The 25,778-nt window shown below is 67.4% G+C and carries 22 protein-coding genes; 13 read left to right on the forward strand and 9 right to left on the reverse strand.

The window, feature by feature from the left end; translation table 11 throughout:
* Positions 1–126: 126 nt before the first annotated feature.
* Positions 127–1,833 (reverse strand): lysine--tRNA ligase, encoded by a 1,707-nt coding sequence (locus tag NWE53_RS21700; protein WP_265051420.1) that lies wholly within the window; start codon positions 1,831–1,833, stop codon positions 127–129.
* Positions 1,834–2,206: 373 nt separating this feature from the next.
* Here NWE53_RS21700 and NWE53_RS21705 point away from each other — a divergent pair, with 373 nt between their 5' ends.
* The gene (locus NWE53_RS21705; RefSeq protein WP_265051421.1) at positions 2,207–3,364 is read left to right on the forward strand and encodes an amidohydrolase; all 1,158 of its coding nucleotides are present in this window, start codon (positions 2,207–2,209) and stop codon (positions 3,362–3,364) included.
* Positions 3,365–3,549: 185 nt separating this feature from the next.
* Here NWE53_RS21705 and NWE53_RS21710 read toward each other — a convergent pair whose 3' ends face one another.
* The 3 genes from NWE53_RS21710 to uxaC form a co-directional block, all read right to left on the reverse strand.
* Positions 3,550–4,380 carry a transporter substrate-binding domain-containing protein gene (locus NWE53_RS21710; RefSeq protein ID WP_265051422.1) on the reverse strand — a complete coding sequence of 277 codons (831 nt, stop codon included), beginning with the start codon at positions 4,378–4,380 and terminating at the stop codon, positions 3,550–3,552.
* A 157-nt stretch (positions 4,381–4,537) separates the two neighbouring features.
* Complete coding sequence (locus tag NWE53_RS21715; RefSeq protein WP_265051423.1) at positions 4,538–6,007, reverse strand: mannitol dehydrogenase family protein; 1,470 nt, start codon at positions 6,005–6,007, stop codon at positions 4,538–4,540.
* Positions 6,004–7,407 (reverse strand): glucuronate isomerase, encoded by a 1,404-nt coding sequence (gene uxaC / locus NWE53_RS21720; RefSeq protein WP_265051424.1) that lies wholly within the window; start codon positions 7,405–7,407, stop codon positions 6,004–6,006. The genes NWE53_RS21715 and uxaC overlap by 4 nt, the downstream gene beginning before the upstream one ends.
* A gap of 178 nt (positions 7,408–7,585) precedes the next feature.
* Between uxaC and NWE53_RS21725 the strand changes: the two genes are divergently transcribed.
* The 5 genes from NWE53_RS21725 to NWE53_RS21745 all read left to right on the forward strand — a co-directional run bounded on the left by NWE53_RS21725 (position 7,586) and on the right by NWE53_RS21745 (position 13,545).
* A complete protein-coding gene (locus NWE53_RS21725; RefSeq protein WP_265051425.1) occupies positions 7,586–9,076 on the forward strand; it encodes an ABC transporter substrate-binding protein in 1,491 nt (496 codons plus the stop codon).
* A gap of 154 nt (positions 9,077–9,230) precedes the next feature.
* A complete protein-coding gene (locus NWE53_RS21730; protein ID WP_265051426.1) occupies positions 9,231–10,175 on the forward strand; it encodes an ABC transporter permease in 945 nt (314 codons plus the stop codon).
* Complete coding sequence (locus NWE53_RS21735; RefSeq protein ID WP_265051427.1) at positions 10,172–11,032, forward strand: ABC transporter permease; 861 nt, start codon at positions 10,172–10,174, stop codon at positions 11,030–11,032. Before NWE53_RS21730 ends, NWE53_RS21735 begins: the two co-directional genes overlap by 4 nt.
* Positions 11,033–11,205: 173 nt before the next feature.
* Positions 11,206–12,591: an amidase gene (locus NWE53_RS21740; protein ID WP_265051428.1), complete on the forward strand. Its 1,386-nt coding sequence runs from the start codon at positions 11,206–11,208 to the stop codon at positions 12,589–12,591.
* A gap of 153 nt (positions 12,592–12,744) precedes the next feature.
* Positions 12,745–13,545, forward strand: coding sequence for an SDR family NAD(P)-dependent oxidoreductase (locus NWE53_RS21745; protein ID WP_265051429.1), 801 nt, complete (start codon positions 12,745–12,747; stop codon positions 13,543–13,545).
* A 153-nt stretch (positions 13,546–13,698) separates the two neighbouring features.
* Here NWE53_RS21745 and NWE53_RS21750 read toward each other — a convergent pair whose 3' ends face one another.
* Both NWE53_RS21750 and NWE53_RS21755 read right to left on the reverse strand, forming a co-directional pair.
* Positions 13,699–14,259, reverse strand: a complete 561-nt coding sequence (locus tag NWE53_RS21750; protein WP_265051430.1) for a DUF4337 domain-containing protein — start codon at positions 14,257–14,259, stop codon at positions 13,699–13,701.
* Positions 14,260–14,323: 64 nt separating this feature from the next.
* A complete protein-coding gene (locus NWE53_RS21755; RefSeq protein ID WP_442864873.1) occupies positions 14,324–15,250 on the reverse strand; it encodes a tyrosine recombinase XerC in 927 nt (308 codons plus the stop codon).
* Between the two features lie 264 nt (positions 15,251–15,514).
* Here NWE53_RS21755 and NWE53_RS21760 point away from each other — a divergent pair, with 264 nt between their 5' ends.
* The 6 genes from NWE53_RS21760 (at position 15,515) to NWE53_RS21785 (ending at position 23,177) form a co-directional block, all read left to right on the forward strand.
* Positions 15,515–17,719, forward strand: coding sequence for a primosomal protein N' (locus NWE53_RS21760; RefSeq protein WP_265051431.1), 2,205 nt, complete (start codon positions 15,515–15,517; stop codon positions 17,717–17,719).
* A 207-nt stretch (positions 17,720–17,926) separates the two neighbouring features.
* Positions 17,927–18,496 carry a F0F1 ATP synthase subunit delta gene (locus NWE53_RS21765; RefSeq protein ID WP_265051432.1) on the forward strand — a complete coding sequence of 190 codons (570 nt, stop codon included), beginning with the start codon at positions 17,927–17,929 and terminating at the stop codon, positions 18,494–18,496.
* Positions 18,496–20,028, forward strand: a complete 1,533-nt coding sequence (atpA, locus tag NWE53_RS21770; RefSeq protein ID WP_265051433.1) for a F0F1 ATP synthase subunit alpha — start codon at positions 18,496–18,498, stop codon at positions 20,026–20,028. The genes NWE53_RS21765 and atpA overlap by 1 nt, the downstream gene beginning before the upstream one ends.
* Positions 20,029–20,192: 164 nt before the next feature.
* The gene (locus NWE53_RS21775; RefSeq protein ID WP_265051434.1) at positions 20,193–21,062 is read left to right on the forward strand and encodes a F0F1 ATP synthase subunit gamma; all 870 of its coding nucleotides are present in this window, start codon (positions 20,193–20,195) and stop codon (positions 21,060–21,062) included.
* A gap of 75 nt (positions 21,063–21,137) precedes the next feature.
* A complete protein-coding gene (atpD, locus tag NWE53_RS21780) occupies positions 21,138–22,625 on the forward strand; it encodes a F0F1 ATP synthase subunit beta (RefSeq protein WP_265051435.1) in 1,488 nt (495 codons plus the stop codon).
* Between the two features lie 138 nt (positions 22,626–22,763).
* Entirely contained in the window at positions 22,764–23,177 is a 414-nt protein-coding gene (locus NWE53_RS21785; RefSeq protein WP_265051436.1) for a F0F1 ATP synthase subunit epsilon, read from the forward strand.
* A 48-nt stretch (positions 23,178–23,225) separates the two neighbouring features.
* Here NWE53_RS21785 and NWE53_RS21790 read toward each other — a convergent pair whose 3' ends face one another.
* The 3 genes from NWE53_RS21790 to NWE53_RS21800 form a co-directional block, all read right to left on the reverse strand.
* Entirely contained in the window at positions 23,226–23,606 is a 381-nt protein-coding gene (locus tag NWE53_RS21790) for a VOC family protein (protein WP_265051437.1), read from the reverse strand.
* Positions 23,603–24,121 carry an RNA pyrophosphohydrolase gene (locus tag NWE53_RS21795; protein WP_265051438.1) on the reverse strand — a complete coding sequence of 173 codons (519 nt, stop codon included), beginning with the start codon at positions 24,119–24,121 and terminating at the stop codon, positions 23,603–23,605. The genes NWE53_RS21790 and NWE53_RS21795 overlap by 4 nt, the downstream gene beginning before the upstream one ends.
* A 96-nt stretch (positions 24,122–24,217) precedes the next feature.
* Complete coding sequence (locus NWE53_RS21800; RefSeq protein ID WP_265051439.1) at positions 24,218–24,523, reverse strand: ArsR/SmtB family transcription factor; 306 nt, start codon at positions 24,521–24,523, stop codon at positions 24,218–24,220.
* Positions 24,524–24,629: 106 nt separating this feature from the next.
* On the opposite strand from NWE53_RS21800, the gene NWE53_RS21805 reads away from it, so the two are divergent.
* Positions 24,630–25,730, forward strand: coding sequence for an NADH:flavin oxidoreductase/NADH oxidase (locus NWE53_RS21805; RefSeq protein WP_265051440.1), 1,101 nt, complete (start codon positions 24,630–24,632; stop codon positions 25,728–25,730).
* The last annotated feature ends 48 nt before the right edge of the window (positions 25,731–25,778 follow it).

The following is a 25,778-nucleotide window of genomic DNA, read 5'->3' on the forward strand; positions in this document are numbered from 1 at the left end:
TTTCGTGCGGGCCGTCAGGGCGCCGGAGTCCTGCTGCATGTGCTGGTCGGCGCCTGCGACGCCAGTCAGGCGGCGCAGGCGGGTGACGATCGTTCGTTCGACGGACTCGGTCCCGGCCGTCCCTCGCTAGCCCTTGCGCGCGGCGAGGAAGGCGGCGTGCTCCTTGACCAGATCGCCCGCCAGCGCCTTGGCGATCAGGGTGCGGGTGTTGGGCAGGCCGTAGATCGCGGCGAAGGAGCCGAAGCGCGGGCCCTGCTCCTCGCCGAACAGCACCTGGTAGATCGCCTTCCACCAGTCGCCCGAGACGCCCGGACGCTCCGGCGTCGCGTTCTTGGCGGCGAGGTTCTGGTAGCGCGGGATGGCGCGGGCCACGTCCAGCGCGGCGTCCTGCACCATCTCCGGTGTGGCGTCGGCCGGCAGGGCCGCGATGGCCGCGTCGAGCTTGGTGAAGGCATCGCGCTCGACCTCGTCGGCCGGACGGTAGCTCTTCGCCGGCTTCACGAAATCGCGGAAATAAGCGATCGCATAGCCGACCAGCGCATCGAGGCGCGGATGTGTTTCAGGCGAGATCGAGGGAGCATAGCGCTGGAGGAAGCCCCAGAGCACGGCCTTGTCCTCCGAATTCGCGACGGCGACGAGGTTCATCAGCAGGCCGAAGCTGATCTGCGTGCGCACCGCGTTGTCGCCCTCGCCCGAGGCGATCACCTCCGGCTCCGGCGGATCGCCGGCATGGATATGCCAGACCGGGTTGCCGAGCCGGTTCTTCCAGTCCTGCTTCTCATAGCCGTTGAGGAACTGGAGATATTCGTCGATGGCGCGCGGGATGACGTCGAAATGCAGCTTCTTCGCCTCGCGCGGGCGCTGGAACATGTAGAGCGCCAGGCTCTCCGGCGGACCGTAGGTCAGCCAGTCCTCGATCGTCAGGCCGTTGCCCTTCGACTTCGAAATCTTCTGGCCGAGATCGTCGAGGAAGAGCTCGTAGTTGAAGCCTTCCGGCGGCGTGGCATCGAGCGCACGCGCGATCTGCGAGGAGACCTTGACCGAGTCGATCAGATCCTTGCCGGCCATCTCGTAGTCGACGCCCAGCGCGACCCAGCGCATCGCCCAGTCCGGCTTCCACTGGAGCTTCACATGGCCGCCGGTGACCGGGGTGACGAAGCGCTCGCGCGTTTCTGGATCGGTCCAGGCGATGGTGCCGGTCTCGACATCGACCTCGTCGATCGGCACCTGCATGACGATGCGGGTCTTCGGATGGATGGGCAGGAAGGGCGAATAGGTCGCGGCCCGCTCCTCGCGCAAAGTCGGCAGCATGATCTTCATCACCGCATCGTAGCGGGCGAGCATCTTGAGCAGCGTCGCGTCGAACTCGCCGGCCCGGTACGAGTCGGTCGAGGACTTGAACTCGTAGTCGAAGCCGAAGCCGTCCAGGAAGGCACGCAGGCGCGCATTGTTGTGGCGGCCGAACGAGTCATGCGTGCCGAACGGGTCCGGCACCTCGGTCAGCGGCTTGCCGAGATTGGCGGCGAGCAGCTCCTTGTTCGGCACATTGTCCGGCACCTTGCGTAGGCCGTCCAGATCGTCCGAGAAGGCGATCAGCCGGGTCGGGATGGTGTTGCCGGTCAGCACCCTGAAGGCATGCCGGACCATCGAGGTGCGCGCGACCTCGCCGAAGGTGCCGATATGCGGCAGGCCCGAGGGGCCGTATCCGGTTTCGAAGATCACCGATTTCTTGCCGGATTTCTCGATGCGGGCCACGAGCTTGCGGGCCTCCTCGAACGGCCAGGCGGCCGAACGCTGGGCGGCGTCAACAAGGGCTGCGTCGAAGGCGGGCATTTGGGCGGGTATCCTCTCCGCGATGTGTCTAAAAAGCGGGTTCGTTAGGTACGACCTCGCCAAAAGCATAAACGGTATCGCTTATCGGCGAGCCACGGGCTTTCGCAGATTGCGAAGGCCGCCGTCAATGTGCGCGTGTTGCCAGGCTCGTCATGCTCGGGCTCGACCCGAGCATCTCGGCCCGGAAGAGGCGCGTCGCTGGAGCTTAGTTCGGACAGAGATTCTCGGGTCTCAGCTTCGCTTCGCCCGAGAATGACGGCGTGCAAACCGCTTGTCCGGAATGACGGCATTCTCTTTTCCGCGGTTGCCGTGCCCGTTGCGCGGGATAGTCTGGATGCTTTCGTATCTGACCATGCCTTGAAAGGATGCCGCTTTGGACCGCGACCTGCTCGACAAGCTGACCGCTTGGCGACGACATCTCCACGCCAACCCCGAATTGTCGTTGCAGGAGGCTGAGACCAGCGCCTTCGTGCAGGAGAAGTTGAAGGAGCTGGGCATTCCCTTCACCGCCAATGTCGGCGGCCACGGCGTGGTCGCCACGCTCCAGCGCGGTTCCTCGGAACGCTCGGTCGGCCTGCGCGCCGACATGGACGCGCTACCCATACAGGAGGTCAACGACCTTCCGTATAAATCCGGCAAGACCAACGTCATGCATGCCTGTGGCCATGACGGCCATACCGTCTCGCTGCTCGGCGCGGCGGCGCTGCTCAACAGCGACGAGAGCTGGAGCGGCACGGTCCAGTTCCTGTTCCAGCCGGCCGAGGAAGGCTATGGCGGGGCGAAGGCGATGATCGCCGACAAGCTGTTCGAGCGCTTCCCGATGGAGCGCGTCTTCGGCCTTCACAACTGGCCGGGGCTGGAGGCCGGCACCGTCGCCGTGCATCGCGGCCCCGTGATGGCCGAGCCGGGGAAATTTAAGATCACGCTGTCGGGCACGGCGGGCCACGCCGCCAAGCCGGAGCTGACCCATGATCCGATCACGGCGATGGGGCACCTGATCGTGGCGCTGCAGACCATCGTCTCGCGCAATGTCAGCCCGATGGAGAACGCGGTCGTCACGATCGGGCAGATCCATGGTGGGCTCGCCTCGAACCAGATCCCGACCCATGTCTGGATCGAGGGCACCTATCGCGTCTTCACGGTGCCGGTGCGCGAGCGGGTCGTGCAGCGCATCCGCGATATCGCCAACAACATCGCCGCCACCTTCGAGATGACGGCCGATGTCGATTTCTCGCTCGGCGGGCTCGCGACGATCAACACGCCGGACGAGGAGGACATGGCGGCGAATGCGGCGAAGGCCGCGGGGCTCGGGCTGTGCCGCGACATCCCCGCCAGCACGACCTCCGAGGATTTCTGCTATTTCCTCCAGGACGACAGGCCCGGCGCCTATGTCTGGGTCGGGAACGGCCCGGCCGTGAACGGCGGCGAGCTGCACAATGACCGCTACGACTTCAACGACGCGATCCTGCCGGCGACCTCCGGCTGGCTAGCGGCGGTGGCGAAGCAGGCGCTGGCCAGCAACGCGCCCTAAAACGGAAGCCCCGCCGTCATTCCGGGGCGGGCCGAAGGCGCGAGCCCGGAATCCATGACCACAGGAGGTGAAGAAGGGTCGGCACCGATGCCGCTCTTCCTGACCCGTCGTGGTCATGGGTTCCGGGCTCATTGCTGCGCAATGCCCCGGAATGACGGCGAGATTCCGTGCAGAAATTCCGAGCGCTAATACGGACTGACCGGGAAGAAGCGCAGATAGAGCCGGGCGTAGGTCCCGTCGTCCCACAAGCCCTGCAGCGCGTAGTCGATAGCGCGCTTCAGGGCGGGGTCGTCCCTGCGCATGAGGAAGGCGACGCCTTCGCCGAAATAGCGGCTTTCCAGATAAGGGCCGCCGGAGAAGGCGAATTCGCCCCCGCTGCCGGCGAGCGTCAGCGACAGCGCGACGCCGTCGGCGAAGACGTACTCCGCCTCGCCGCTGCGCAGTGCGGCGATGGCGGCGCCGAGATTGGCGCTCTCCCGGCGTTGCACGAAGGGCATCAGCCTTTCGAGGAAGGCCTGGTGCGCCGTGCCGGCGACCACCGCGACACGGCGGCCCTGCAGGGCGGCGCTGTCCAGCGTGGCACGGGCATTGCCGCGCGTGGTGGCGAAGCGGGCCGGGGCGCGGAAATAGAGATGGCTCGCGGCGAAGCGCTCCCGCAGCGCCGGCGTCAGGTTCATCGCCGAAGCCAGCACGTCGCCGCGGCCCTCGGTGAGCGAGTCCGGCAAGGTGTCGAAGCGGCGCGGCTGGATCGTGCAGGTCCAGGCGAGCTTTTCGCAGATGGCGCGGGCGAGCTCGACCGAGAAGCCGGTCAGTGCGCCGTCCGGTCCGGCGAAATGAAACGGCGGATAGTCGTCATCGGTCAGGAAGCGCACGACACGCGGCGGGCCGGGCTCCGGCCGGTCGAGCCGGATGCGCGGGTCCCAGAGATTGGGCACGGCGACGCGTGGTGGAGCCTGCGCCGTGGCGGTCGCAGCCAGCAGGGTCGAGAGGGCGAGGGCGGTCAGCGCGCGAAGCATCGCCGCGCATCTGGCGCCGGATGGAGTTGAGGATCAAGAGGCCCGCCGTCATGCTCGGGTTTGACCCGAGCATCTCTTGCCGGATGCGGCTCCAAGCCTTCGCGTCATGAGATTCTCGGGTCGAAGCTTTGCTTCGCCCGAGAATGACGGAGCTGTATCAGCCCAGACTGGCCGCAGTCGCCTTCGCGCCCTTGTCGAAGAGCGAGGCGAGATGAGCGACCACCGGTTTCCTAAACCGTTGGTCTTGCGGCAGGTCGCTGCCGAAGATCGCCTCGATGCCGGTGAGCGCCTCGGCCAGCGCCTTGGCATCACGCCGGGCTGCCTCGGTCCTGCGCTTGAACTCCACCGCCAGTGGATCGCGGACGTCGATCGCGCCGCCTTTTTCGTCGGTGCCGGTGACGTAGCGCATCCAGGCGGCGACACCGAGCGCGAGATGGTCGATCGGCGCGTCGGCCTTCAGCCGCTCGCGGATGGTGCCGAGCAGGCGCTGCGGCAGCTTCTGCGAGCCGTCCATGGCGATCTGCCAGGTGCGGTGGCGGATCGCGGGGTTCTGGAAGCGGGCGAGCAGCGCCTTGGCGTAGTCAGCGAGCACGACGCCCTGCGGGGCCGGCACGGTCGGCATGATCTCGGCCCACAGCCCTCCGAGGAAGCGCGCGAGGACGGGATCGCCGCTGGCCTCGGCGACCGTCTCATGGCCGGCGAGATAGCCGAGATAGGCGAGCGAGGAATGCGCGCCGTTCAGCATGCGCAGCTTCATGAACTCGAAGGGTGCGACCTCCGAGACCATCTGTGCGCCGACTTCGTGCCAGTCCGGGCGGCCGGCGGCGAAGACATCCTCGATCGCCCATTGCCGGAAGGGCTCGCCGATGACGGGCGCGGCATCCTCGACGCCGATCAGCTTGGCGACCTCGGCGATGTCGGCATCGGTCGTGGCCGGCACGATGCGGTCGACCATGGTCGCCGGGAAGGCGCAGTTGGCCTCGATCCAGGCCGCGAGCTTGTCATCCGTCAGCGCCGCGAAGTCGCGCACGAGGCCGCGCAGGACATGGCCGTTGGAGGGCAGGTTGTCGCAGCACAGCGCGGTGAACGGACCAAGCCCGGCATCGCGACGCGCCTTCAGGCCGGCGACGAGGATGCCGACCGCCGAGCGCGGCGCTTGGCGGTTGGCGAGGTCGTGGACGATGTCGGGATGATCCGCCTTGAGGCGGCCGGTCGCCGGATCGTGGCAATAGCCCTTCTCGGTGACGGTGAGCGAAACGATGCGTGTCTCGGGCGCAGCCAATCTGGCAACGAGGGCAGACGGGCTCTCGGGAGCGACGAGTACGTCGAGCACCGAGCCGATGATGCGCAGTTCGGGCCCTGCCGGAGCACGCTTCAGCAGGGTGTAGAGCCCGTCCTGCGGCTGCAGGCGGTCGCGCTGGTCCGGGCGCTGCAGGCTGGCGCCGACGATGCCCCAGGCGCCGAAGCGCCTCTCCAGCGCATCCTCGGTGTACTCCGCGAGATGGGCGCGGGCGAAGGCGCCGAGCCCCAGATGGACGATGCCGGGCTTGAGGCCCGAACGGTCATAGGCCGGGCGGCGGATGGGGGCTGGCAGGCCGGCGAGGGTCGAAGCGGAAAGGCGGGTCACAGCTTGTAGGCCTCCTTGGCGAGGCGATAGGCGAGGTCGTAGGCGACCTCGGCCGCCTCGTCCTCTTCCAGCCGATGCTCGGCGACGAGCTTGGCGAGATAGGCGCAGTCGACCCGGCGGGCGACATCGTGGCGCGCCGGGATCGAGAGATAGGCGCGGGTGTCGTCGTTGAAGCCGACGGTGTTGTAGAAGCCGGCCGTCTCGGTCGTCAGTTCGCGGAAGCGCAGCATGGCTTCGGGCGCATCGAGGAACCACCAGCCCGGTCCGAGCCGCAGCGCCGGATAATGCCCGGCGAGCGGTGCGAGCTCGCGCGAATAGGCGGTTTCGTCGAGGGTGAAGGCTATCACGGTCAGGTTAGGCTCGTTGCCGACGGCGTCGAGCAGCGGCTTCAGCGCTTCGACATAGTTGGTGGCGGTGGGGATGTCGCAGCCCATGTCGCGGCCGAAATGCTCGAACAGCGCAGCGTTGTGATTGCGATGGGAGCCGGGATGGATCTGCAGCACGAGCCCGTCATCGAGGCTCATCTTCGCCATCTCGGTCAGCATTTGGCCGCGGAAGAGGTCCGCGTCCTTGGCCGAAACCTTGCCCTTGAGGATCTTGGCATAGAGCTTTTCGGCATCCGCATCCGAGAGATTGGCAGTGCGCGCCGTGGCATGGCCGTGGTCTGAGGAGGTGGCGCCGCGCTCCTTGAAATAGGCGCGCCGCTTGCGGTGGGCGGCAAGGTAGCCGGTCCAGCTGCCGATATCCTCGCCCGTCAGCTCGCCGAATTTATCGAGATTGTCGGCGAAGCCCTCGAATTCCGGATCGACGACGCTGTCGGGCCGATAGGCTGTCACGACCTTGCCGCCCCAGCCGGACGAGCGGATCATGTCGTGCCATTTGAGATCGTCGAGCGCGCCTTCGGTCGTGCTGATCGCCTCGATCTTGAAGCGCTCGAACAGGGCGCGGGGGCGCAGCTCGGGCTCTTCCAGCTTGGCGGCGATCTTGTCGTAGATCCTGTCCGCGTTTTCCGGCGTCAGGCGCTCGTTGACGCCGAAGACCGTCGAGGCGGCGTGCTCGAACCAGAGCCGGGTCGGCGTGCCCCTGAAGAGATGCCAGTTGTCGGCGAACAGGCGCCAGATCTTGCGCGGATCGCTCTCGACCTCTCCGCCATCCTTGCGGGCGATGCCGAGCTCTTCCAGCCGGATGCCCTGCGAATAGAGCATGCGGAAGATGTAGTGGTCCGGCTTGACGAAGAGCGTCGCCGGATCGGGAAAGGCGTTGTCCTCGGCGTACCAGCGCGGATCGGTATGGCCGTGCGGGGAGATGATCGGCAGGTCGCGGATGGTGGCGAAGAGCCGTCGCGCGATGCCGCGCGTCACCGGATCGGCGGGGAAGAGGCGATCATCGTGCAACAGCATGGGGCATCTCCATCGGTCGCGTGATCTCTAGAGCCGGCTGCGACAGGGGTCAATCGCCTGGTATACTAGTGCGCCAGGCTCGGGCTTTTCGCGCGACGCGGATTGCGCCGAAGCAGGCTTGCGCTCGCCGCTCGTCCCGCGCCATCTTCGCTGCCGCAAACGGACCGGAGCGATGACGATGACGACGCGGCGTGAACTCCTGGCAGGGGCAGGACTGGCGGCGCTGGCGGCGCAGCTTCCCGTCGTCGCGCTGGCGCAGGCGAAGGACAGCGTCACCATCGCCCAGACGCTGGAGCCGCCGACGCTCGATCCGACCTCCGGCGCCGCGCAGGCGATCCGCGAAGTCACGCTGCAGAACATCTTCGAGGGGCTGGTCAAGATGGACCGGACCGGCAAGCTGCAGCCTTGCCTCGCCGAGAGCTGGACCATCGCCGACGACAACGTCACCTACAGCTTCAAGCTGCGGCAGGGCGCGAGATTCCATGACGACACGCCCTTCACCGCCGAGCAGGTGAAATTCTCCTTCGAGCGGGCCGTCGCGCCCGATTCGACCAATGCCCAGCGCCAGCTCTTCGCGCCGATCGCCGAGATCGCGACGCCGGACCCGGCGACTGTGGTGATCAAGCTCAAGCAGCCGACGGCGAACTTCCTCTACGGCCTGAGCTGGGGCGATGCGGTGATCGTCGCGCCGGCGAGCGCCGCCAACAACAAGACCAGCCCTGTCGGCACCGGCCCATTCAAATTCCTGCGCTGGAATCGCGGCGACCGGCTCGAGCTCGCCCGCTTCGACGGGTATTGGGGCGAGAAGCCGGCGCTGGCCAGGGCGATCTTCCGCTTCATGTCGGACCCGCAGGCGCAGGTCGCGGCGCTCAGGGCCGGCGATGTCGATGCGCACACCAATCTGGCGGCGCCCGAGGCGGTGCCGCAGCTCAAGGCCGATGCCAGGCTCAAGGTCACGATCGGCCGCACCGAGGGCGAGACGGTTCTCGCCACCAACAACGCCAAGCCGCCCTTCGACAACCTCAAGGTCCGGCAGGCCATTGCGCACGCGCTCGACCGCAAGACCATCGCGCTCGGCGTCTACGGTTTCGACGTCGACCTGATAGGCAGCCATTTCTCGCCGCTGCACCCGGCCTATGTCGACCTGACCAACACCTATCCCTACGATCCGGCCAAGGCGAAGGCGCTGCTGGCCGAAGCCGGCTTCCCGAACGGCTTCAACTGCACGCTCAAGCTGCCGCCGCCTTCCTATGCCCGCCGCTTGGGCGAGATCGTCGCGGCGCTGCTGGCGCAGATCGGCATCAACGCCGCGATCGAGCCGCTTGAGTTCCCGCAATGGCTGGAGCGGGTCTTCCGCAACAAGGACTACGACCTCAGCATCATCGCCCATACCGAGCCGCTCGACATCGATATCTATGCGCGCGACGGCTACTACTTCCAGTACAAGGACCCCGCCTTCAAGGAGCTGATCGCCAAGATCGCGGTGACCCTGCCCGAGGCCGAGCGCAACGCGCTCTACAAGCAGGCGCAGGAGAAGCTGGCGCGCGACGCGGTCAACGGCTTCCTCTTCATCCTGCCGAAGATCACGGTCGCCAACGCCGCCCTGGAGGGCATGTGGACCGACTGGCCATTGCCGGTGACGCCGCTCGCGGAGCTGCGCTGGCGGTGATCTCATTGTGATGGGCCCGACCGGGTCGTCCCGGGCGACCGGAGGGAGACCCGGGATCCATGCCTGAACTTTTATCGGGAACGCTCTGGCATGGATCCCGGATCGGCGCGGCTGTGCCGCTTGTCCGGGATGACCTCGCGGAGAGGTGCAGCTCGTGATCGCCTACGTCCTGCGCCGCCTGCTGGCGCTGGTGCTGACGCTGCTTGCGGCGGCGCTGGTCATCTTCGTCGTCCTCGAAGTGCTGCCGGGCGATCCGGCGGCGGTGACGCTGGGTCTAAACGCCGCGCCGGAGGCGTTGGCGGCACTCAGGACTGAGATGGGGCTCGACAAGCCGGCGGCGCTGCGCTTCGTCCTCTGGCTCGGCGGGCTCGTCACCGGCGATCTCGGCCTGAGCTACACCTATCGCGTGCCGGTCCTGCAGCTCATCGCCGAGCGCATGGCGGTGACGCTGCCGCTCTCCCTGATGGCGATCGCGCTGGCGACGGCGATCGGCATCCCGCTCGGCATGCTCGCCGCCTCGCGCCATGGTCGGCTGGCGGATGCGGGAGTGATGGCCTTCGCCCAAGCAGGGCTCGCCATTCCGAATTTCTGGTTCGGTCTTTTGCTCGTGCTGGTCTTCGCTGTCGGGCTCGGCTGGTTGCCGGCCGGCGGCTTTCCCGGCTGGCAGGCGGGCTTCGGCACGGCGCTGAAATCGCTGCTGATGCCGGCGCTGGCCCTGGCCCTGCCGCAGGCAGCGATCATCGCGCGAGTGACTCGCTCCTCCATGCTCGACACGCTGCAGGAGGATTTCGTCCGCACCGCCCGCGCCAAGGGCCTGAGCGAGGGCACCACGATGCGCCGGCACGCGCTGCGCAACGCGCTGATCCCGGTCGTCACCATCCTCGGCCTGCAGTTCTCGGTGCTGATCGCCGGCGCGATCATCATCGAGAACGTCTTCGCCCTGCCGGGGCTGGGGCGGCTCGTCTTCCAGGCCATCGCCCAGCACGACCTCATCGTGGTCAAGGATCTCGTCATGCTCTTCGCGGGCGCGGCGATCCTGATCAACTTCGCGGTCGAACTGCTTTACGGGCTGATCGATCCGCGATTGAGGCAGGCATGAGCGCGGTCGAGGACAAGGCGCCCGGCGGCAGGCGGCATTGGTGGCTGGCGCCGTCATTCGTCATCGGCGCGGTCATCGCGGTGCTCGTCATCGCCGCCGCGCTGACATCTTACGTCTGGACGCCCTATCAGCCGACACAGATGGCGATCCTCAACCGCCTCAAGGGGCCTTCCGCAACGAACTGGTTCGGCACCGACCAGTTCGGCCGCGACGTCTTCTCGATGATCATGGTCGGGGCGCGCAATTCGCTGGCGGTGGGGCTGGGCGCCGTCGGCATCGGCATGGTGCTGGGCACCGCGCTGGGGCTCGCGGCCTCCGTCCGGCGCGACGGCATCCTCGACCACCTCATCATGCGCACCGCCGATTTCACCCATGCCTTCCCGGCCGTGCTGACCGCGATCATGATGACCGCGATCACCGGGCCCGGCATGCTCAACGCCGTCGTCGCCATCGCCGTGCTGAACCTGCCCTATTTCGCGCGACTTGCACGCGGAGCGGCCTTGCAGATCTGGGCGCAGGACTTCATCCAGGCGGCGCGTGCGGCCGGGCTCGACAACCGGCAGATCACGCTGCGCCATGTCCTGCCCAATATCGCCGGCATCCTGGTGGTGCAGGCGACGATCCAGTTCGCGCTCGCCGTGCTGGCCGAGGCGGGGCTGTCCTATCTTGGCCTCGGCACGCAGCCGCCGAACCCGTCCTGGGGTCGGATGCTCAACGAAGCCCAGACCTTCATGGCGACGCAGCCCTGGCTTGCGATCTTTCCGGGTGCCGCGATCGCGTTGACCGTGCTGGGATTCAACCTGCTCGGCGACGGCCTGCGCGACGCAGTCGATCCGCGCCTGCGCCGTGCCCGGTGAGGAACACGCGCGGGTCATCCCGGGCTAGTGAAGCGCAGACCCGGGATCCACCGGAGCGCTTCCGTAGAAGGTTCAGGCATGGATCCCGGATCGGCCCCGCCGAAGGCGGCTTGTCCGGGGATGACCGCCTTTGAAGCTGATGTTTTGAGTATTGGAATGACGAGGCTTTTCCGATGACCGATCTTGCCGATCTGAGCGCCGCCGAGCTTCTCGCCGCCTATAAGGCGCGCCGGCTGTCGCCGGTCGACGTCACGGAAGCGGTGATCGCCCGCATCGCGGTCTGGGAGCCGAAGCTCGACGCGCTCTACGCCTATGACCCCGAGAGCGCGCACGCGCAGGCCAAGGCCTCCGAGGCGCGCTGGCTGAAGGGCGAGGCGCTGCCGCTCGATGGCGTGCCCTGCACGATCAAGGAAAACATCAGGACGAAGGGCGTGGCCGTGCCGCTGGGCACCGCTGCAAACGATCTCGCTCCTGCCGCCACTGACGCCCCCCCGGCAGCGCGGCTGCGCGAGGCGGGCTGCGTGATCCTCGCCAAGACGACGATGCCGGATTACGGCATGCTCTCCTCCGGGCTTTCCAGCTTCCACAAGCCGGCGCGCAATCCTTGGGACATCACCAAGAACCCCGGCGGCTCCTCGGCCGGCGCGGGCTCGGCGGGCGCGGCGGGCTACGGGCCGCTGCATGTCGGCACCGATATCGGCGGCTCGATCCGCTTGCCGGCCGGCTGGTGCGGGCTTGTCGGCTTGAAGCCGAGCTTCGGGCGGGTGCCGATCGACCCGACCTATTACGGCCGCGTCGCCGGGCCGATGACGCGCACGGTCGCGGACGCCGCGCTGATGATGCGCGAATTGTCGAAGCCCGACGCCCGCGACGGCATGAGCTTGCCGCCGCAGGAACTTGACTGGCTGGCTGTCGATATCGACCTGAAGGGCCTGCGCATTGGCCTGCAGCTCGATGCGGGGATCGGGCTCGCCGTCGAGCCGGAGACCAAGGCCGCGATCGAGGCGGCCGCGAGGGCCTTTGCCGATGCCGGCGCGATCGTCGAGCCGGTTTCGCCCTACCTGACCCGCGAGATGCTGGACGGGCTCGACGATTTCTGGCGTCAGCGCGCCTGGGTCGATATCGGCGCGCTCTCGCCCGAGAAGCAGGCGAAGGTGCTGCCCTACATCTTCGCCTGGGCGGAGGGCGGCAAGGCCTTGCCGGGCGACAGGGTTTATCGCGGCATGAGCCAGATGATCGCGATGCGCGATGCGGCGCTGAAGGCGATTGCGCCTTACGACTTCATCCTCTCGCCGGTTTCGCCCGTGCCGAGCTTCCCGGCGGAATGGGCTTCGCCGATCGACGATCCCACGCGGCCCTTCGAGCATATCTGCTTCACGGTCGCGGCGAATATGTCGGACCAGCCGGCGATCTCCGTCCATGCCGGGCTGACGTCTGTTGGCCTGCCGATCGGCCTGCAGATCACCGGCAAGCGCTTCGACGATCTCGGTGTGCTCAGGATGGCCCGCGCCTGGGAGGCGATGCGCGGCGCGATCGCCTGGCCGGTCCTTCCCGCATGAAGGCTCTTGAACGAACCGCATCGTCATCCCGGGCTTGACCCGGGATCCATCGTAGGGCTCGGCGCTCGACGATGGATCCCGGATCGGCGCGGCTTCGCCGCTTGTCCGGGATGACGCAGTGTTTCCGAGCGAACGAGAACCGGAGAAAATGCTATGGATCTACAACTGACAGGCAAACGCGCGCTGGTGACCGGCGGCAGCAAGGGCATCGGCCGCGCCATCGCCCGGCAACTGGCGCTGGAGGGCGTCGATGTCGTCATCGCCGCGCGCAATCAGGACGAACTCGCCGAAGCCGCCTCGGCGCTCGCGGCCGAGAGCGGGCGCAAGGTGATCGGCCACATCGTCGATACCCAGTACGACGAGTCGGTGAAGGCACTGGTCGCCCACACCGTCGCCGCGCTCGGCGGGCTGGACATCCTCGTCAACGCCGCCGCAAAGCCCGGCGGGCAGGCGCCGCCGCCGAAGCTCGCCGAGATCACAGACGCCGTGTTCTGGGACGATGTGAACGTCAAGGTGATGGGCTATCTGCGCATGGCGCGGGAGGCCGCGCCGCACATGGCGGCGAATGGCTGGGGCCGGATCATCAGCATCAGCGGGCTTGCCGCGCGCTCGACCGGCTCGACCATCGGCTCGATCCGCAATGTCGCCGTCTCCGCGCTGACCAAGAACCTCGCCGACGAGCTCGGTCCGCAGGGCATCAACGTCACCGTCGTCCATCCCGGCACGACGCGCACCGAGCGCACGGCTTCGGTCATTGCCGCGAGGGCAGCGTCAAGCGGCAAGAGCGCGGCGGAGGTCGAAGCCGGCATGGCGGCGAATGTCACCATCGGCCGGCTGGTCGACGCGGGCGAGGTCGCCGATATCGTCGCCTTCCTCGCCTCGCCGCGCAGCGTCGCGATCAATGGCGATGCCATCGCCTGCGGCGGCGGCATCCGCGGCGCGATCCACTATTGAGACAGACTAGGTTCTGACGTGTTTCCACGGAAACACGGGTCATCCCGGACGTAGCGAAGCGGAGATCCGGGATCCATGCCCGAGCCTCCGTCGGCAACGTCCCGGCATGGATCCCGGATCAAGCCGGGATGACGGCGAGGTTTCGTCTTTCCCTCAGAACAGCGCCGTCGGGGCGAATTGCGCCAGGGCCATTAGCGCGAAGCCTGCAAGGCCGAGCGCGACGCCCGTCCAGGCGAGCAGGACGACGCCGGTGATGATCGCGGCCGAGGAGATCACGATGGCGATCTGGATCAGGCCGGACGCGATGTCGAACTTGTCGTCGCGCGCGGCGGCGATATCGCGCTGCGCCTCGGCCGCCTTGGCGCGGGCGGCGAGCTCCTTGCGCCCCTCCTGGGTTTCGGGCTCGGAATCATAGCGCGCGGCGGTCTGCTTCCAGCTCTCGATGCGCTTGGTCAGTCGCTGGCGGGCGGCCTCGTCGGTGACGCCGGCAAGCTCGACCTCCATCGCCTCGGCGGCGGTGCGCACCGCCGTCCCGCGGATCGTCTTGGCCTGGAAGAAGGCCCAGAGATTGGAGGCCTCGATGTTCTTGGCGACCGCCTCCTGCTCGGCATTCTTGCCGCCGATCTCTGAGAAGGCGAGCATCAGCGCCAGCAGCGCGATCAGGAGCGCGATGCGCTTGTTGCCGCCCTCGGGCGTTTCGACGGAGCCGGACACGAATCACCTCGCAGGCCGATATTGGCGGGCGCTGTTTAAGGCTTTCCGTTAAGTCAGCAACAGCTCAGCGCCCGGCGCGTGGATGGGCGGCGTCATAGGCCGCCATCAGCCGCGTCGAATCGATGCGGGTGTAGATCTGCGTCGTCGAGAGCGAGGCGTGGCCGAGCAGTTCCTGGATGGCGCGCAGGTCACCGCCCCGGCCGAGCAGATGCGTCGCGAAGGAATGGCGCAGGGAGTGCGGCGTGGCGGAGGAGGGCAGGCCGAGCGCGCCGCGCAGGCCCTCGACCGCGAGCTGGATGATGCGGGGCGAGAGCGGCCCGCCCTTGGCGCCCACGAAGAGCGGGCCTTCCGGTGGCAGGCGCCAGGGGCAGAGCTTGAGATACTCGGCGATCGCGGTGATCACGACCGGCAGCACCGGCACCATGCGGGTCTTGTTCCCCTTGCCGATCACGGTCAGCGCGTCGCCGGCATTCTGCGGCGCCTGTGAACGAGCGAGCGAGAGCGCCTCCGAGATGCGCAGGCCGCTGCCATAGAGCAGGCCGAGCACGGCGGCATCGCGGGCGAGGACCCACTGCTCGCGCTCCTCTCCGGCGCGGGTATCGGCCTGCGTGACGGCGCGGGCGGCGCTGGGCTCGAGCGGGCGCGGCAACGATTTGCCCAGCCGCGGCCCGCGCGTCGCGGCGAAGGCGGCGGCGGTGAGCTTGCCGTTGCGCTCTCCGAAGCGGGCAAAGGAGCGCAAGCTCGCGAGCTGGCGCATCAGCGTGCGATTGCCGACGCCGTCGCGGCGGCGCTGGCCGAGGAAGGCGCGCAGATCGACGGGCTTCAGCGCGGCGATATCCGAGAGCGAGGGGGCGCCGCCGAGATGCTCGGTCAGGAACGCCGTGAACTGGCCGAGGTCGCGGCCATAGGCCTCCAGCGTCTTGGGCGAGAGGCGCCGCTCGGACGAGAGGTGGGAAAGCCAGTCCCGCCGGAAGCTGTCGAAATCGGTCATGGTGTACTCGTCATGCCGGGCTTGACCCGGGCATCTCTTCCCGCGCCTGCCTGTCCCGAGATGGTCGGGTCAAGCCAGACCATGACGCTCCCGCCTTAACAGGTCGCGAATCGATGCTAGACATTGGCGGGAGAAACACGCCGTCATCCCGGACAAGCCGCGCGAGCGGCGCCGATCCGGGATCCATCGCAGAGCACCGCGCCCTATGATGGATCCGGAGCTCCGCTTCGCTCCGTCCGGGATGACGGCGGTGGTAGTTTGGCGATGGCGCAGTTCGATTTGATCGATGACGAAACGACAGCGGCGGATCAGGGCGGCACGGTCGACGTGCTGATTCCGCTCGGGCTCGACCAGGCCTACAGCTATGCCGTGCCGGCGGGGCTCGTCCTCCAGCCCGGCGATGTCGTGCAGGTGCCGCTCGGGCCGCGCGAGATCGTCGGTGTCGTCTGGGAGGCCGGCAGCGGACGCGGCGGCAATCTCAAGAAGGTCACCGGCAAGCTCGACATGCCGCCGCTCGATCCGGCGCTGATGAAGCTGGTCGACTGGGTGGCGTGGTACACGCTGGCGCCCAAGGGCTCGGTTCTGGCGCTGGCGCTGCGCCGGCCACCGGACGATGCGCCGGAGCGGCCGAAGCTGGGTGTCAGGCTCGTCGGCCCGCCGCCCGGCCGAATGACGCCGGCCCGCGCCCGCGCCATGGCCGCCGCCGAGGGTGGGTTGCTGATCGCGAAATCGGCGCTGGCCGAGGCGGCGTCGGTCAGTTCCGCCGTGATCGATTCCCTCGTCGATGCCGGCACCTTCGCCGTCGAGCCGCTGCCGCGCGAGGCGATCGCAGCCGCGCCCGATCCGAACCATGCCGTGCCCGAGCTGTCCGACGGGCAGGGCGCGGTCGCGCAGGCGCTTGTCGCATCCGTGCAGGCGAAGACGTTCGGCGTCTCGCTGCTCGAAGGCGTGACGGGCTCGGGCAAGACGGAGGTCTATTTCGAGGCGGTGGCCGAGGCGATCCGGCAGGGCCGCCAGAGCCTGATCCTGATGCCGGAAATCGCGCTGACGGCACAGTTCATCGATCGTTTCGAGGCGCGCTTCGGCGTCCGGCCGGGGCTATGGCATTCGGCCGTCACCGGCCGCAAGCGCGAGCGGCTGCAGGCGGCGATCGCGAGTGGCGAGGCGAAGGTGGTGGCGGGCGCCCGCTCGGCCCTGTTCCTGCCCTACAAGGACCTCGGCCTCATCGTCGTCGATGAGGAGCACGAGGCGGCCTACAAGCAGGAGGACGGCGTCTCCTACCATGCCCGCGACATGGCGGTGGTGCGCGGCCGCATCGAGAACGCGCCGGTCGTGCTGGCCTCCGCCACGCCGTCGCTGGAGACCCGCGTCAATGCCGAGCGCGGGCGCTATGCCCACCTCAAATTGCCGGAGCGTTTCGGCGGGCGCGAATTGCCGGTGCTCGGCCTCGTCGATCTGCGCCGGGACAAGCCCGAGCGGGGCCGCTGGCTGTCGGGCGCGCTGGTCAAGGCGATCGAGGCCAATATCGAAGCCAAGGAGCAGTCGCTGCTGTTCCTCAACCGGCGCGGCTATGCGCCGCTGACGCTGTGCCGGGACTGCGGCCATCGCTTCCAGTGCCCGAACTGCACGGCCTGGCTGGTCGACCATCGCTTCCGCCGGGCGCTGGTCTGCCATCATTGCGGCCATGTCGAGCGCCGGCCGCATGAGTGCCCGGCCTGCCACCAGCCCGAGAGCCTGATGGCCTGCGGGCCGGGCGTGGAGCGGCTGGCCGAGGAGGTCGCGACGCTTTTTCCACAGGCGCGTTCGATCGTGCTCTCCAGCGATTTTCCGGGCGGAACCGAGCGCCTGAAGACGGAGCTGATGGCGGTGGCCGAGGGCGCGTTCGACATCGTCATCGGCACGCAGCTCGTCGCCAAGGGCCACAACTTCCCCGGCATGACGCTGGTCGGCGTCGTCGATGCCGATCTCGGCCTGACGTCGGGCGATCCGCGCGCGGCCGAGCGCACTTTCCAGGCACTGCGGCAGGTCACGGGCCGCGCAGGGCGGGGCGAGAAACCCGGCCGCGCCCTGCTTCAGACGCATGACCCGGAGCATCCCGTGTTGAAGGCGCTGATCTCGGGCGACCCGGAGCGCTTTTATGCCGCAGAGGAGGCTTCGCGGGAGGCGGCGGGGCTGCCGCCCTTCGGCCGGCTCGCGGCGCTGATCGTCTCGGCGAACAGCCAGGCCGAGTCCGAAAGCCATGCCCGCACGCTGGCGCGCTGCGCCGACGCCGGGGACGGAATCATGGTGCTGGGGCCGGCTGAAGCGCCCCTGGCGGTGCTGCGCGGGCGCCATCGCATGCGTCTGATCGTCAAGACAGCACGCGAGATCAACCTGCAGGACTATCTCCGCGCCTGGCTGAAGCGGGCGCCCAAGCCCAAGGGTTCGGTCAGGGTCGCGATCGACGTCGATCCGCAAAGCTTCCTTTGAAGAGCTGAAAGCCATGGCAAAATCGCCGCTTACGATGGCGAACTAGCGATTGCGTGGCCCGGAACCGCATGCTAGTGCACCGCCACATTTCGGTCGCGAAGTCGTCTTGCCGACTTTGCGCCTAAGATACTCGCAGTGTCGGGACCACGCACTCCACCTTCTCCGGAAGGTCGCCGGTGCAGTCCCTTGAAACGAGAGACGGGAAGCGTGGCAGAAGGCGGATCGCAGGGGACATTGGTGTCGGGCGTAGCTCAGCGCTATGCCACCGCTCTGTTCGAGTTGGCTGAGGAGACGGGTGCGATCGACACCGTCGCCGCCGCCCTCGATGCCTTCAACGGCCTGCTCGCGGAGAGCGCCGATCTCACCCGCCTGATCGAGAGCCCGGCCTTCACCGCCGAGGAGCAGGTCGCGGCGATCAAGGCCGTGCTCGAGAAGGCCGGCATCACCGGCATCGCCGCCAATTTCATCGGACTCGTGGCCAGCAAGCGCCGTCTCTTCGCGCTGCCGGGCATGATCGCCGGCTACAAGCGCCTGGTCGCCGAGGCCAAGGGCATCGTCTCCGCCGAGGTGACGGTCGCCGAGCAGCCCACGGCCAAGCGCGTCGACGAGATCCGCGCGGCGCTCAAGGGCGTCGCCGGCAAGGATGTCGACGTTTCGATCAAGGTCGATCCGACGCTGATCGGCGGGCTCATCGTCAAGATGGCCTCGCGGATGGTCGACGCCTCGCTGAAAACCAAGCTCAATTCAATTCGTCTTGCCATGAAAGAGGTCGGCTGATGGACATCCGCCCCGCTGAAATCTCCGCCATCCTGAAGGCTCAGATCTCGAATTTCGGCTCGGAAGCTTCGGTTACCGAAGTCGGCCAGGTTCTCTCCGTCGGTGACGGCATCGCCCGCGTCTACGGCCTCGACAAGGTCCAGGCCGGCGAGATGGTCGAGTTCGAATCCGGCGTGCGCGGCATGGCGCTCAACCTCGAGAGCGACAATGTCGGCGTCGTGATCTTCGGTTCCGACCGCGAGATCAAGGAAGGCCAGACCGTCAAGCGCACCGGCGCCATCGTCGACGTTCCCGTCGGCAAGGAGCTGCTCGGCCGCGTCGTCGACGCCCTCGGCAATCCGATTGACGGCAAGGGCCCGATCAAGGCCAAGACCCGCGCCCGCGTCGACGTCAAGGCGCCCGGCATCATCCCGCGCAAGTCGGTGCACGAGCCGATGGCGACAGGCCTCAAGGCGGTCGACGCCCTGATCCCGATCGGCCGCGGCCAGCGCGAGCTGATCATCGGCGACCGCCAGACCGGCAAGACCGCCCTGGCGCTCGACACGATCCTCAACCAGAAGCCGCTGAACGTCGAAGGCGCCCCGGAGAGCCAGAAGCTCTATTGCGTCTACGTCGCTGTCGGCCAGAAGCGCTCGACAGTCGCCCAGCTTGTGAAGGTGCTCGAAGAGCGCGGCGCGATGGAGTATTCCATCGTCGTGGCGGCCACCGCCTCGGACGCCGCCCCGATGCAGTTCCTGGCGCCCTTCGCCGGTTGCGCCATGGGCGAGTTCTTCCGCGACAACGGCATGCACGCCGTCATCATCTATGACGACCTGTCGAAGCAGGCCGTCGCCTACCGCCAGATGTCGCTGCTGCTGCGCCGTCCGCCGGGCCGCGAGGCCTATCCAGGCGACGTGTTCTATCTCCACTCACGCCTGCTCGAGCGCGCGGCGAAGATGGGTGAGGCCGCCGGCCTCGGCTCGCTGACGGCGCTGCCGGTCATCGAGACGCAGGCGAACGACGTGTCCGCCTATATCCCGACCAACGTGATCTCGATCACGGACGGCCAGATCTTCCTCGAGACCGACCTGTTCTACCAGGGCATCCGCCCGGCGGTGAACGTCGGCCTCTCGGTGTCGCGCGTCGGCTCTGCGGCGCAGACCAAGGCGACGAAGAAGGTCGCCGGCAAGATCAAGGGTGAGCTCGCCCAGTATCGCGAGATGGCGGCCTTCGCCCAGTTCGGCTCGGACCTCGACGCGGTCACGCAGCGCCTGCTCAACCGTGGCGCCCGCCTGACCGAGCTCCTCAAGCAGCCGCAGTTCTCGCCGCTGAAGATGGAAGAGCAGGTCGTCGTGATCTATGCCGGCGTGAACGGCTATCTCGACGCGCTGCCGGTCAACAAGGTCCGCGCCTTCGAGGACGGCCTGCTGTCGCTGGTCCGCTCGAAGCATGCGGATATGCTCAACGAGATCGGCACGAGCAAGGACCTGTCGGACGCGAACGCCGCCAAGCTCAAGGATATCGTGACGAACTTCGCGAAGTCCTTCGCCTAAGGCGGGGACTTTCCGCATGGTCGACCTTGTGCCGACCATCCACGCCTTGCGACCGATCGAGCAAGGCAGGCGGGGTTGAAGACATGGGTGCCCGGGACAAGCCCGAGCATGACGGAATGAGACGTAGATGGTCAGTTTCGACCATGACGGGGTGAGAGCGCCAAATGCCTTCTTTGAAGGACCTTAGAAATCGCATCGCTTCGGTGAAGTCGACGCAGAAGATCACCAAAGCCATGCAGATGGTCGCGGCGGCGAAGCTGCGCCGCGCGCAGTCGGCCGCCGAAGCCGCGCGCCCCTATGCCGAGCGCATGGAGACGGTGCTGTCGAACCTCGCTTCCGGCGTGTCCGGTTCGAGCGCGCCGCGCCTGATCGCGGGCACGGGCTCTGACAAGGTGCATCTGCTGCTGGTGGCGACCGCCGAGCGCGGCCTGTGCGGCGCCTTCAATTCCTCGATCGCGCGCCTCGCCCGCGACAAGGCACTGGCGCTGAAGGCCGAGGGCAAGACGGTCAAGATCATCTGCATCGGCAAGAAGGGCTACGACATCCTGCGCCGGCAGTTCGCCAACGATATCATCGAGTTCATCGACCTGCGCGAGTTCAAGCAGGTCGGCTTCGTCAATGCCGAGGCGATCGCGCAGAACGTGCTGACCCGCTTCGCCAATGGCGAATTTGATGTCGCGACGGTGTTCTTCTCCAAGTTCCGCTCGGTGATCGCCCAGATCCCGACGGCGCAGCGCATCATTCCGGCGGAAATCCCGGAAGGTACCAAGCAGACCGACGCCGTCTACGACTACGAGCCGGAAGAGGGCGAGATCCTCGAGGCCCTGCTGCCGCGCAACCTGACCGTCCAGATCCTGCGCGCGCTGCTCGAGAACGCCGCGTCCGAACAGGGCGCGCGCATGTCGGCGATGGACTCCGCCACGCGCAACGCCGGCGAGATGATCAAGAAACAGACGCAGCTCTACAACCGCTCGCGCCAGGCGATGATCACGAAGGAACTGATCGAGATCATCTCCGGCGCGGAAGCGCTCTAACCGCCTAATCTTTTGCCGGTGGAGCGATCCGCCGGCTGCCGCTACATCCGAATGCGCTAGTCCCGAGGTTCCACCATGGCCAAAGCCGCTACCAAGACCACCAAGACAAAGACCGCCGAGAAGCCCGCCAACACCGGCACCGGCCGTGTCACTCAGGTCATCGGCGCGGTCGTCGACGTGCAATTCGACGGCGAGTTGCCCGAGATCCTGAACGCGCTCGAGACCGACAATCTCGGCAACCGCCTTGTCCTCGAGGTCGCCCAGCATCTCGGCGAGAACACCGTCCGCACCATCGCGATGGACGCCACCGAAGGCCTGGTCCGCGGCCAGTCGGTGACCGACACCGGCGCGCCGATCGCCGTTCCGGTCGGCGACGAAACTCTCGGCCGCATCATGAACGTCATCGGCGAGCCGGTCGACGAGGCCGGCCCGATCCTGACCACCGCCCGGCGCGGCATCCACCAGCCGGCCCCGTCCTATGCCGATCAGGCGACGGAAGCCCAGATTCTGGTCACCGGCATCAAGGTCGTCGATCTGCTGGCACCCTACGCCAAGGGCGGCAAGGTTGGCCTGTTCGGCGGCGCCGGCGTCGGCAAGACCGTGCTGATCATGGAGCTGATCAACAATGTCGCGAAGGCCCATGGCGGCTATTCGGTGTTCGCCGGCGTCGGCGAGCGCACCCGCGAGGGCAACGATCTCTATCACGAGATGATCGAGTCCAACGTCAACAAGGACCCGAAGGAGAACGGCGGCTCGACCGCAGGTTCCAAGTGCGCTCTTGTGTACGGCCAGATGAACGAGCCCCCGGGCGCCCGCATGCGCGTGGCCCTGGCCGGTCTGACCATCGCGGAGGATTTCCGCGACAAGGGTCAGGACGTGCTGTTCTTCGTCGACAACATCTTCCGCTTTACGCAGGCGGGCTCGGAAGTGTCCGCGCTGCTCGGCCGCATTCCCTCGGCGGTGGGCTATCAGCCGACGCTGGCGACCGACATGGGTAACCTGCAGGAGCGCATCACCACCACCAACAAGGGCTCGATCACCTCGGTGCAGGCGATCTACGTCCCGGCCGACGACCTGACCGACCCGGCGCCCGCGACCTCCTTCGCCCACTTGGACGCACGCACCGTGCTGTCGCGTTCGATCGCAGAAAAGGGCATCTACCCGGCGGTCGACCCGCTCGACTCGACCTCGCGCATGCTCTCGGCCGACATCGTCGGCGAGGAGCATTACGCTGTCGCTACGGCTGTCCAGCAGACGCTGCAGCGCTACAAGTCGCTGCAGGACATCATCGCGATCCTCGGCATGGACGAACTGTCGGAAGACGACAAGATGACGGTGGCGCGCGCTCGCAAGATCGAGCGCTTCATGTCGCAGCCCTTCTTCGTCGCGGAAGTCTTCACCGGCTCGCCCGGCAAGCTCGTCCCGCTCGAGGACACGATCAAGGGCTTCAAGGGCCTGATCGAGGGCAAGTACGATCACCTGCCGGAGGCGGCCTTCTACATGGTCGGCTCGATCGAGGAAGCCGTCGAGAAGGCGCAGCGCCTCGCCGCCGAAGCGGCGTAACGTCGACAAACGCACGACGTCATCCCGGACAAGCCGCGAAGCGGCGCTGATCCGGGATCCATCCGAGGGCACGCCCTATGATGGATTCCGGCTCTCCGCTTCGCTCCGGCCGGAATGACGTCGGAGGAGAGAGTAGCGATGGCCACCTTCAAGTTCGAACTCGTCTCGCCGGAGCGCATCCTGTTCTCGGGCGATGTCGTCAGCGTCATCGTCCCCTCGACCGAGGGCGAGATGACCGTGCTCGCCGGCCATGCGCCGCTGGTGGCGACGGTCAAGGCCGGCATCGTCTTCGTCCAGACGACCGACAGCAACGGCAAGGAATTCTTCGTCAATGGCGGCCTCGTCGAGGTCAACCAGGAGACGATGACCATCCTCGCCGAGCAGGGCAAGTTCATCGAGGATGTCGACACCGCCGTGCTCGACGCCGAAATCCTGACCGCCGAGACCCGTCTCGCCGGCTCGCACAACGAGGACGAGCAGAAGCGCCTGCATGACACGCTGGTGCAGCTGCGCGAATTCAAGCACGTCTTCGAGCAGCGCAAGGCGGCCTGACGCCGCCTGCCAAGCTGGAAACAGGAAAGGCCGCGCGAGCGGCCTTTTTCATGCGTAGCTGATGAATTCGAGCAGCGAGCCGTCGGGATCGCGGAAATAGACGCTGGTGCCGTGGCCGCCGCGGCCGAAGCGCTGGACCGGGCCGAGCTCGATCGCGATCGACTGACGCTGGAGGTGCGTGATCGCCTCCGCGATCGGCCCCGGCCAGACGAAGCACAGATCGCTGCCGCCCGGCGGCACCGGCACGCGCGCGACCGGCGTCGGCTCGATGCCGGGGCCATGGCAATTCAATTGCGCCCGGCCGATGCGATAGGCGAAGCCGTCGCCGTTCCGGACGACCTCCGCGCCGAGAATGTCATGATAGAAGGCGTTGGAGCGTTCCCAATCGGAAACGTGGATGACGCAATGATCGAGCTCGACGATGCTCATCTGGTTGCTCCCTCTGCCGCGACGGGCGAAGCGAAGGCTGCGAAAGCCACGGCCACGCGCTCGTAGACGGGTCTTTTGAAGGGAACGACGAGCCCCGGCATCTGGTTCAGCGGGCGCCAGCGCCATTCGTTGAACTCCGGCGGTTCGTCGCCATTGGGCTTGCCGATATCGATCTCGTCCTCGCTGCCGGTGAAGCGGAAGGCGACCCAGCGCTGGCGCTGGCCGCGAAAGGCCGTGAGCTTGTGCGGCGGGCCGTCATAGGGCGGGAAATCGTAGCTCCACCAATCCTCCGTCACGGCCAGCAGGGCGGCGCTGGTGACACCGGTCTCCTCTTCCAGCTCCCGGCGCGCGGCGGCGACGATGTCCTCGTCAGGGTCGATCCCGCCCTGCGGCATCTGCCAGTCGAAGCCGGGCAGGACGATCTCGGGCCCGGCGCTGTGGGAATGGCCGGCAAAGACGAGGCCCTGCGCATTGAACAGGGCGATGCCGACATTGGGGCGGTAGGGCAGGCTCATCCGGCAAGCATAGGGCGCTGTGCCGGGGAGCGAAACGGCCGGGTGCTGATGCCGGCGATGTCACTTGGTGCGGTCAGCGCCGGCAAGCGAGAGTCTTCAGGCGCTGGGGGCGGAGAGAACGCAGGACAGCAGCCCGGGGAAACGGCGTTCGATGTCCTCGCGGCGCAGCGCGTTCATCCGTGACGCGCCTTCGCTGCGCGTCCGAATCAGCCCGGCTTCGCGCAGGACGCGGAAATGATGGGAGACGCTGGATTTCGGCCGGTCGCAGTCGAGGGCCTGGCAGCTCGCCTCGCCCTCGACGGCCAGACGCCGGACGATCTCCAGACGGATCGGATCGCTCAAGGCGTGAAAGACGTCCTCGAGCGCGATGTCTTCCAGAGCGGGCAGGCGGGTCTGTCGCATCGGGGGAAGCTATCACAGAGTTTTGATGTTGCCAAACTTCGAAAAATATCGAACTGTCGAATAATAAGATCCTGTCGCCAATTTCCCGTAGCGCGGAGCCGCTCCAATGCCCGGTCTGTTCGACCCCTTCAGCCTGAAGACCATCACCCTTCGCAATCGCATCGTCACCTCGCCGATGTGCCAGTATTCGGCGCAGGACGGCGTCGCCAACGACTGGCACCGCGCCCATCTCGCCGGGCTGGCGCGCGGCGGCGCCGGCCTCGTCGTCATCGAGGCGACTGGCGTCTCGCCGGAAGGGCGGATCACGCCCGGCTGCCTCGGCCTGTGGAACGATAAGCAGGCCGAAGCGCTGGAGCCCATCGTCGCGGAGATGCACAAGGCCGGTGCGGTCGCCGGCATCCAGATCGGCCATGCCGGCCGCAAGGCCAGCGCCAATCTTCCCTGGGAAGGCGACGACCATATCCCGGCGGGCGATCCGCGCGGCTGGGAGACGATCGCGCCTTCCGCCGTCGCTCAGGGCGGCGGCCTCGGGCGGGTGCCGCGGGCGATGACGTCAGCCGATATCGAGCGCGTGCGCGGCGATTTCGTTGCGGCGGCGGAGCGCGCCCGCGACATCGGCATCCAGTGGCTGAAGCTGCACTTCGCCCATGGCTATCTGGCGCAGAGCTTCCTGTCGCGCCACGCCAACAAGCGCGACGACGCCTATGGCGGCAGCTTCGAGAACCGCGCCCGCTTCCTGATCGAGACGCTCGTGGCCGTCCGCAAGGTCTGGCCGGAGGATCGCCCGCTCTCGGCCCGGCTCGGCGTCATCGAGTATGACGGGCAGGACGAGGAGACGCTGGCCGAGGCGATCGAGTTGGTGAAGCGCCTCAAGGCCGAGGGGCTCGATTTCATCGATGTCAGCGTCGGCTTCTCGACCAACGAGGCCAAGATCCCGTGGGGGCCGGCCTTCCTGGCGCCCGTCGCCGAGCGGGTGCGGCGCGAGAGCGGCCTGCCGGCCTCGACGAGCTGGTACATCAGCCAGCCCGAACAGGCGGACGCACTGGTGCGCGAGGGCAAGGTCGATCTGGTCACGCTCGGCCGTCCGCTACTGGCCGACCCGCACTGGCCCTATGCGGCGGCAAAGGCGCTCGGCGTCGAGGACGCGGCGTGGAAGACCCTGCCGGCGCCCTATGCCCACTGGCTGTCGCGCTACCGCGCGGCGTGAACCGGGAAGAATGGCGCGGTCATTCCGGGGCGCCCCGCAGGGGCGAGC

The organism is Bosea sp. NBC_00550 (assembly GCF_026020075.1).
In the GTDB taxonomy this organism is placed as follows: domain Bacteria; phylum Pseudomonadota; class Alphaproteobacteria; order Rhizobiales; family Beijerinckiaceae; genus Allobosea.